The sequence below is a fragment of the Campylobacter showae CC57C genome (genome assembly GCF_000344295.2).
Classification (GTDB): Bacteria; Campylobacterota; Campylobacteria; order Campylobacterales; family Campylobacteraceae; genus Campylobacter_A; species Campylobacter_A showae_B.
The window spans coordinates 1-8,281 of record NZ_AOTD01000056.1; the positions used below are offsets into that span (position 1 = coordinate 1).

Genomic DNA, 8,281 nt, shown 5'->3' on the forward strand with positions numbered 1-8,281 from the left:
TTGTTCTTGAAGATTTGTTTTTGGTGGTTGGGGGCGTTTATCGCTTATGGAATGCTTGCTGTTTTTATTTCTGTTTCTAGCTATTTTAGAAAATATATGAATTTATTTTTTTATGGTTTGTAGTTTATGTTTGGATGGTTGATTGACTGTTAGAATACTCTCCATAAAGGAAATGAACGGGGTAACAATAGTCTCGAAAATCCAAAGTGTTGTTTGAAGCGGCTTGTAAATCGCTATATTCTCCGGACATATCAAGGTCGTAATTTAATCAAACTATCTTTTCTATCCCAGATAAGGGGGTTATTGTCGCTATCTGGCAGTGCGAACATTTCGCGGCTGTGGCGTGCGAAAACCCGGGCGGAAATGAAGTAAATTTCGGCAAGGACGGTAAAATTAACGGGTCAGATTTAAGCGCCGGGGCCGTAAACGAAACATCAAATTTGACAACGAGCAAGCGGGCGGCGCGGATGAAAATACGGAGCCAAATTTAAGCGGTGAAGGTAAATCGGGCGAGCAAAATTTACCAAACGCTGGCGAAAACTCGGACTCAAATTTAAACAAAACAGCAAATGTGGCACGTCAAATTCGAGCGAAACACTGAGCAAAAACGCCGAACAGAATCTCAAATTTAAAGCCGCGCCAAATGCCAAAGCCATGCAGGCATAAATACTTTGGCAGGACGGACTTGCGGGCGAGTCAAATTTGCAAGCGAGTATAAGTTTAAAATAGTAAATTTAACTCCACGCTTCAACGATTAAAGCAAATTTACTTTTTCTGCTTGGCTTTAGGTTTTGAGCTTGTAGCTTTTTTCTCAGTATTTTCAGTAGGCGGCGCGGCTTGCTCCGACGCGGTCAAATTTTCATCTGGTTTTAAAAATCCCTCTTCGATCATCAGCTCTACGGCCGCTCTAAAAGTCGGTAGCGCGCTTTGAGCACCAAAATAATAATACGGTTTCTTCGGCTCTCTGGCTAAAACACCTATCGTATAGCTATTGCCCTGTGAGTCGTTGACGAATCCGAAAAACGAGCCGTTATAGGTATTTGCGTAGCCACCGGTCGTGGCGATGTGTGCGGTGCCTGTTTTGCCGCCGATTTCTAGGCCTTCTACCTTCGCTCTTTTGCCGGTGCCGATCTCGACGGTTTTTATCAGGATGCGCTTCATCCTCTCGGCCACTTCTTGGCTTATGGCTTCGACCGGTTTTGGGTCGTTTACGACGAAAAATTTACCGTCTTTATAGAGCGAGTCTACGACCTTTGGCGTCACCATCACGCCTTTATTATTAAATACGTTATACGCCTTTAAAAGCTGGATAAAAGTCGCTTGCAGGCCGTATCCGTAGCTGATCGTAGCTTTGTAAATTTGTGAATTTAGCTTGGCTACCGGCGGCATGTTTCCGACCTGCTCGTATGGCATATCGATGCCTGTTTTTTGCGTGAAACCGAAATTTAAAAGCCCTGAGTAAATTTGAGAACCGTCTAGTCGCTGGGCGATCTGTATCATGCCGATATTCGAGCTATATACGATGATGTCTTCGGCTGTGAGAAACGGCTCTGGGTGCGTGTCTTTTATCGTGCGTTTTCCTAGCTGATAGACGCCGTTGTAGGTGTTTATCCGCTCGAGCGGATTGATTTTGTCGTTTGCTAAAAGGAGGGCGAAAATAAACGGTTTAAATACCGAACCGACCTCGTATGCATACTCGGTTGCCGAGGAGTTTAGCGATTTGTAGTCTTGTTTTCTGATGTTTGAGGGGCTGTAGCGAGAGGTGCTGGCAAGCGCTAGTAGACCGCCCGTTTTTGAGTCCATGATGCCTACGATTATCTCTTTTGCGTTTAGAAATTCTTTCTTTTCATCGATGATTTGCTCTAGTCTGGTTTGTAGTTTAAGCGAGGCGTTTAGGATGATATCGTATCCATCCACGCGGTTAGCCAAATTTGAATCGCTTGTAAGGATGATGTTGTTTCCGATATCTTTTGGGCCTAGCAGTTTTGCGTCTTGGATAGAGGAGATGTAGTATTCGTAGGCTTTTTCTACGCCTTTTACGCCTTCGGTTTTGGTGATGCCGTCTTTTTCGACCTTTTTTACGTAGCCTATCATTGGCGTGAGTGCGTCGGCGGCGACGTATTGTCTGCTTTCGCCGCTTTCTATTATGCTCATATTACGCAGTATCGCGGCCCCGGTATTCGGGTCTTCGTACGGGATAAAGATTTTCTTTCTATACAACTTTTTTGATAGCTCTTGTAGATACGCCGCGCCTTTGGCATCGATCTTATAGGATAGCGTAACGGCGCCTTTTTGGCTGTTGATGATTTTAGTTACGCGCTTGATATCGTCGCCGCTATATATGCAGTAAAGCTTGATAAATAGATCTTTTTTATCGGGATCGATGTTTCTAGTGTCAATCATCACTTTGTAGAGCTTTTGGCTACCTGTGATGCTAAAACCGTCTTTTGTTATTATGTTGCCGCGAAGGGCTGTGTTTATGTCGCTAGTTTCTAGTTTTGGCAGTCGTCTTTCGATATTTGCTCGGTAAAAGATAACTGCCAAAAATATGCAGATAAAAAACAGAATAAACGCAAATAAAGCGATTGTTTTTGATTTTCGCTGATTCAAGGTTTAAATTTGCGTTCTTGAGATTTCTTTGTATGCGCTTAGGGCCTTGTTGCGGATCTCCAGCATTAGTTTCATCGACGTGTCGGCCTTGCCGATGGCGATGGCTGCTTGATGCAGATCTTTTACCTCGCCAGTTGCTAGGTCGGCGATGGCTTTGTCTGCGTTGATTTGTATCTCGTTTAGCTCTTTTAACGAGCTATCTAGCACGTCGCCGAAATTTAGCTCCCCTTTTTGATTTTGCAGAGTCTTTACTTCTTTTTTTTCAAACGGCGAAGCAACCGAGCCGATTTTATCTATGTTTGTCATAAAATTTAACCTTGTAATAATTCTAACGCGCTTTGAGCGATCGTTTTAGCCGACTGAAATGCCGAAACGTTTGCCTGATAGGCGCGTGTGGCTTCGATCAGATCCGCCATTTCGATGACGGGATTGATGTTAGGGTACGCTACGTAGCCTCTCGCATCGGCGTCTGGGTGAGACGGATCGTATTTTAGCTTAAAATCCTTATCGTCGCGCACTATCTTGTCAACCACGACGCTCATTATAGCAGGTTTTGCGTCTTTTGTATAGAATTTATCGTCTAGCGGATTTTCGTATTCTAACAAGTTATGTTTTTTCGCCACTTCGTCGTTTAGTACGCTGTCAAAATCAACCGCCTTAAATATCACCTCGCGGCGTCTATACGGGCCGCCTTCCGCCGTTCGCACGGTGTTTGCATTGGCGATGTTGGAGCTAATGACGTTCATTCTAAAGCGCTGAGCGCTTAGTCCGTATCCGCTGATATCAAAGTCGCTTAAATAATTACTCATAATCTATCCTTAAATTTTACTGCTAGCGTCGATCACGTTTTTAAATATCTGGCCGCTTTGTCTCATGGCGCGATCAAGCGCGGTTACCATTATCGCATTTTTGCTAAGCTCGGTCGTTTCGACATCCAGATCGACGGTGTTTGCGTCGTTTCGCGCCATGTGTCCGTCGCGTAGAAATATCGTCGCCCCGTTTGACGCCGGAAAATCCACGCGAGGAAAGTGCGCGCCGTCGGTTTGCGCGAGTTTTAAAATTTTATTTTCGTCTTTGCCGTAGATCTCTTGCGCCGTTTGCGACAAGGCCGCTTCAAACGCGATGTCGCGGGCTTTATAAAAAGGCGTATCGATGTTTGCTATGTTGCCAGAAATCATCTGCTGGCGTAAATTTCTGCTTGCCAGCGCGCTTTCTACGAGCGGTTTTGATTTTGAGGTTTGGATACCTGCGAACATTTTCTTGCCTTTTTTATCTGAATTTTACGAGATAATAAGCAAAAGACGTTCCAAATTTAGCGTAAATTTTGAAATTTGCTAAACCCGCTAGGCTGATTTTTTAGTTCGTTAAATTTGGCTAAAAACTCGCTTCGCCTCATCGCTTTTGCGCCCATAAATTTTAGATGTTCGTTCATGACCTGGCAGTCGATGAGAAAATCAAACGGCTCTAAAGCGCGGCAAAGCGCGATAAGGGCGACCTTGGACGCGCCTGTTTTTAGACTGATCATACTCTCGCCGCAAAAGACCTTGCCAAAAATTTGCCCGTAAAGCCCGCCTGATAGCTCGCCGTTCTCGTAAACCTCCACGCTGTGCGATATGCCCAGGCGGTGCAAATTTACGTAGGCGCTCACGATGTCTCCCGATAGCCACGTGGGTTCGCGTTTTTCGCGCTCGCTTTTGCAGATTTTTAGGAAATTTTCAAAGTCGTAATCAAACCGTACTTCAAATTTTTTAAGCGCCGATTTTATGCTTTTTTGCACGCGCACCTCGCTTGGAATAAGCACCGCGCGCGGATCGGGCGACCACCAGTATATGGGCTCGCCGGGTAAAAACCACGGAAAAATACCTTTGTCGTAAGCTTGCAAAAGAGCCTCTGCGCTTAGATCGCCGCCGAGGGCTAGAGGGGAGTTTGTGGGGGCACTTGTGGGGTCTGGGAAGTTATAGATTTTTTCCAAATTTGACCCCGCGACCGCTTATTTTAGAGCTTCAAATTTAAACGCCAGCTCGCCGTTTTTTAGCGCGATGTTTGCGACGCCGCCGTTTTTTAGCGCGCCGAAAAGTATCTCGTCGCTAAGCTTAGTCGAGATTTCGTCTTGGACCAGGCGTTTTAGATTTCGCGCGCCAAATTCCTTGCTATAGCCCTTTTGCCAGAGGTATTTTTTGGCTTCGGCTGAGGCTTTTATGACGACTTTTTTCTCGGTGAGGCTTGAGTTTATCTCGTTAATGATCTTTTGTGCGATGAGGCCTAACGCGTCCTCGCCAAGGTCGTTAAAATGCACGATTTTATCGATGCGGTTGCGAAACTCGGGGCTGAAAAATCCCTTTACAGCCGAGTCTGCTTTACCGCTTTCGTCTTTGCTAAAGCCAAGCGTCGGTGCCTCTTTTGAGCCCAAATTTGAGCTCATTATGATGACGGCGTTGCGAAAGTCGCTCTTTGCGCCCGTATTATCCGTGAGGCTCGCGCTATCAAAAATTTGCAAAAAGACGTTTATCATCTCGTCGCTTGCCTTTTCAATCTCGTCAAACAAAATCACGCTATAAGGGTGCTTTTTAACGGCGTTTGTGAGTATACCGCCCTCTTCAAACCCGACATATCCGGGAGGCGCGCCGATGAGACGCGAGACGCTGTGTTTTTCCATGTATTCGCTCATGTCAAACCGCTCGAAATGCACGCCCAAATTCCGCGCTAGAGCCGCGCTTAGCTCGCTTTTACCCACGCCGCTTGAGCCTGTAAATAAAAATACTCCAACGGGCGCGTTTGGCTGCTTTAGCCCCGCGTACGAGCGCTTGATCGCCGCTACTAGAGTGTCTATGGCTTCGTCTTGACCGAAAATTTCAGACTTTAACCTCTGGGCTAGATTTTTCAAATTTGCCGCGGCGTCAGATTTTAGATTTGTATCCGGGATATTTGCCATCTTGCTTAAAACCGCGCTTAGATCGGACATTTTTACGGTTTTGCTTCTGTTTTGCAGAGCTAGGGCCGCGCCGACCTCGTCGATGAGATCGATGGCGCTATCGGGTAAAAATCGATCGTTTAAGTATTTTTTGGCTAGCTCCACGCTTTTGGCTAAAATTTCGTCGCTAAATTTGACACCGTGAAAGCTCTCGTATTTGGCGCGAAGCCCTTTTAGGATCTCGACGCTCTCGTCCGCGCTCGGCTCTACGACGTCGATTTTAGCAAATCGGCGCGCGAGGGCTTTTTCTTTTTCAAAAAAGCTGCGATACTCCGCGTACGTCGTCGCTCCGATGCAGCGAAGCGAGCCGTTTGCGAGAGCCGGTTTTAGTAAATTTGACATATCAAGTCCGCCGCCGTTTGTAGCTCCCGCGCCTACGATAGTGTGGATCTCGTCGATAAAAACTATCGCGTCCTCTTGCTCAGCCACCTCGTCCATCACGTCTTTTAGGCGCTTTTCAAAGTCGCCGCGGTATTTCGTGCCAGCTATCATCGCGCCTATATCTAGAGCGAAAATTTGCGCCTGCTTTAGCCTCTGCGGCACTTCGCCGCTCGCGATTTTTAGCGCGAGCCCCTCGACTACGGCGGTTTTGCCAACGCCCGCTTCGCCCACTAGGATTGGATTATTTTTCTTGCGGCGGCTTAGCGTTTGCATTAGCCTTGCTAGCTCGTTTTCTCGCCCTATGATCGGGTCTATTTTACCATCGGCGGCTAGCTTGGTTAAATTTGACGAGTATTTGGCGAGGTTTTGGAAGTTTTTAGCGCGAGTCTGCTTGTCGTCTTTTGTTGCTTGCTTGATCTTTTGCGGATCGACGTCGTAAAATTCTAAAATTTTAGCCCCGTACGTGTCGCCTCTGGCCGCGATTTTAAAGAGCAAATCCCTGATACCGACGTTTTTATCTTTTAGCTCAGCGTTTAGCTCTTTAAAAATTTGCTCCAAAAGCACCGTCATACGCGGCTGTTTGTGGTGCGGGACTTGCTCGTTGGTTTGCAGTAGATAGTTTTTTAGATCGCTTTTTAGTCCCTCGACGTCGGTGAGCCCTGCGTCGGCTAGGATATCTCTAGTCTCTTCGTTTAAATTTACCAGCACGAAAAGCACGTGCTCGCTGGTTAGATACTCGTGAAAATTCGAGTAGGCAAACTGCCCAGCCTTTTCCAAAAGATAGCTTAAATCCGAGTCAAACATCATTTCCTCCTCTTTGCGCCTTTTGCGCGCCCGTTTTTGCGGGCTATTCTTCCTCGACGACGGCCTTTAGCGGGTAGCCCGCGGCGGCTGCAGCTTTTAGCGTTTGGTTTTGTTTGGTTTGGGCGATCTCTTTATTGTAGATGCCCGCCACCCCGCCACCTTCGTTGTGGATTTTTAACATCACGGTTACCGCGCTTTGGGCTGTGTGGTGAAAAATCTCGACCAGTACGCTCACGACGAAATCCATACTCGTAACGTCGTCGTTTAGTAAAACAACCTTAAATTTGCGCGGAAATTCCGGTTTTTCCTTTACGTCTATGCCGTGCTCCCGCTCGGTGGCGGTTTTATCGGGCATTTTTTATTCTCTCGTAATCTTTCGTCATCGCGTCTAGATGGATGCCGCCTAGGTAGTATTTCACGCCGAATTTTCCGCTATCTACGTCGGTTAGCTCCTGATATACGCCGCCTTTTAGTACCATTTTTATCGGCACGCTCTCAAGCCGCTCGTATTTTATATCCTCTAAAATTTGCGCGGCAAGCCTGTCGTTGGTTTTAGCGTCGTTTGAAATAAAGTAAAAGGCGTTATATTTTTGTGCGAAATTTTCCACGACGTACTCGTTCGTGACGTTTTCGAAGTGCGTTAGCCCCACGATCGTAAAATCATTTAGGTTATCAATCTGAAATTTGGTGAGATCGGGAGCTTCTTTTTGACACGGCGGACAAAACGTGCCGAATATATCAAACATCAAAATTTTATCCTCGTAGCCTTTGATAACAAAGCCGCCCTCAACGCGCTTTAGCGTGAGATCTTTGCCAAACACGCTCTTTAGCGCGATCTCCTCGCCCGTTTTATAGCCCTCTATCTTTACGGGAGCCTTCGCCGTCTCGTCCTCGCCGCAGCCTGCTAAAAATATCGCGCAGGCCAAAGCCGCCAAAATCGCCTTAATCGTTTTTTTCATATTATTTTCCTTGTTTTGATCTTAGCTCGGTTATACTTTCGCCGCCAAAGCCGTAGTCGTCGGTGCTAACTTCCTCTATCACGACGACGGTTCTGCTAGCGTCGCGCTTTAGCGTATCGCCCAGCAGTTTCGTTACGCCGGCTATTATCGCACGCTTTTGCTCGGCGCTTACGGTTTCTTTTTCTTTTGTGATTTTTATATTTACGTAGGGCATCGGTTTTCCTTAAGCGTATTTTTTCATCGCCGCACGCGCCTCTTTGTCGGCTTCTTTGCGTTTTATCGTCTCGCGCTTATCGTGCAGGTTTTTACCTTTTGCCAGCGCAAGGCGCGCCTTTACGATATTTTTATCGTTTAGATAGAGCGCTAAAACGACTAGCGTGAGGCCTTCTTGCGTGACTTGACCGAAAATTTTATCTATTTGCTTGCGGTGCATCAGTAGTTTTCTCGGAGCCCGCTCGTCGGGACGAAACGCTGAGTGCGTCGTGTTTAGGTGGCTGATGTGCGCGTTTAGTAAAAACAGCTCGCCCTTTATCACGCGTGCGAAGCTATCTTTTAG

10 protein-coding genes are annotated in these 8,281 nt (G+C 46.7%); all 10 read right to left on the reverse strand.

Annotated elements, in window-relative coordinates; translation table 11 throughout:
- Window positions 1–765: 765 nt before the first annotated feature.
- Window positions 766–2,610: a peptidoglycan D,D-transpeptidase FtsI family protein gene (locus H740_RS02320; RefSeq protein WP_002950892.1), complete on the reverse strand. Its 1,845-nt coding sequence runs from the start codon at window positions 2,608–2,610 to the stop codon at window positions 766–768.
- 3 nt (window positions 2,611–2,613) lie between these two features.
- The gene (gene fliE, locus H740_RS02325) at window positions 2,614–2,916 is read right to left on the reverse strand and encodes a flagellar hook-basal body complex protein FliE (RefSeq protein WP_002950894.1); all 303 of its coding nucleotides are present in this window, start codon (window positions 2,914–2,916) and stop codon (window positions 2,614–2,616) included.
- Between the two features lie 5 nt (window positions 2,917–2,921).
- Window positions 2,922–3,419 (reverse strand): flagellar basal body rod protein FlgC, encoded by a 498-nt coding sequence (gene flgC / locus H740_RS02330; protein WP_002946576.1) that lies wholly within the window; start codon window positions 3,417–3,419, stop codon window positions 2,922–2,924.
- A 9-nt stretch (window positions 3,420–3,428) separates the two neighbouring features.
- Entirely contained in the window at window positions 3,429–3,866 is a 438-nt protein-coding gene (gene flgB / locus H740_RS02335; protein WP_002950896.1) for a flagellar basal body rod protein FlgB, read from the reverse strand.
- Window positions 3,867–3,922: 56 nt separating this feature from the next.
- Window positions 3,923–4,582 (reverse strand): leucyl/phenylalanyl-tRNA--protein transferase, encoded by a 660-nt coding sequence (gene aat / locus H740_RS02340; protein WP_002950898.1) that lies wholly within the window; start codon window positions 4,580–4,582, stop codon window positions 3,923–3,925.
- A gap of 18 nt (window positions 4,583–4,600) precedes the next feature.
- Complete coding sequence (locus H740_RS02345) at window positions 4,601–6,766, reverse strand: AAA family ATPase (RefSeq protein WP_002950900.1); 2,166 nt, start codon at window positions 6,764–6,766, stop codon at window positions 4,601–4,603.
- A gap of 43 nt (window positions 6,767–6,809) precedes the next feature.
- Window positions 6,810–7,121: an ATP-dependent Clp protease adaptor ClpS gene (locus H740_RS02350; protein WP_002950901.1), complete on the reverse strand. Its 312-nt coding sequence runs from the start codon at window positions 7,119–7,121 to the stop codon at window positions 6,810–6,812.
- Complete coding sequence (locus tag H740_RS02355) at window positions 7,111–7,725, reverse strand: TlpA family protein disulfide reductase (protein ID WP_002950902.1); 615 nt, start codon at window positions 7,723–7,725, stop codon at window positions 7,111–7,113. The genes H740_RS02350 and H740_RS02355 overlap by 11 nt, the downstream gene beginning before the upstream one ends.
- 1 nt (window position 7,726) lies before the next feature.
- Complete coding sequence (locus H740_RS02360) at window positions 7,727–7,939, reverse strand: tautomerase family protein (RefSeq protein WP_002950903.1); 213 nt, start codon at window positions 7,937–7,939, stop codon at window positions 7,727–7,729.
- Between the two features lie 9 nt (window positions 7,940–7,948).
- The coding region (locus tag H740_RS02365) for an SsrA-binding protein (protein ID WP_002950912.1) at window positions 7,949–8,281 on the reverse strand (333 nt) is incomplete at its 5' end.

Bases quoted from the DNA above. Each gene is read 5' to 3' on its own strand.
- H740_RS02355 (WP_002950902.1), bottom strand. From the start codon at position 7,725: ATGAAAAAAACGATTAAGGCGATTTTGGCGGCTTTGGCCTGCGCGATA.
- H740_RS02345 (WP_002950900.1), bottom strand. From the start codon at position 6,766: ATGTTTGACTCGGATTTAAGCTATCTTTTGGAAAAGGCTGGGCAGTTT.
- H740_RS02350 (WP_002950901.1), bottom strand. From the start codon at position 7,121: ATGCCCGATAAAACCGCCACCGAGCGGGAGCACGGCATAGACGTAAAG.
- flgC (WP_002946576.1), bottom strand. From the start codon at position 3,419: ATGAGTAATTATTTAAGCGACTTTGATATCAGCGGATACGGACTAAGC.
- H740_RS02360 (WP_002950903.1), bottom strand. From the start codon at position 7,939: ATGCCCTACGTAAATATAAAAATCACAAAAGAAAAAGAAACCGTAAGC.
- flgB (WP_002950896.1), bottom strand. From the start codon at position 3,866: ATGTTCGCAGGTATCCAAACCTCAAAATCAAAACCGCTCGTAGAAAGC.
- fliE (WP_002950894.1), bottom strand. From the start codon at position 2,916: ATGACAAACATAGATAAAATCGGCTCGGTTGCTTCGCCGTTTGAAAAA.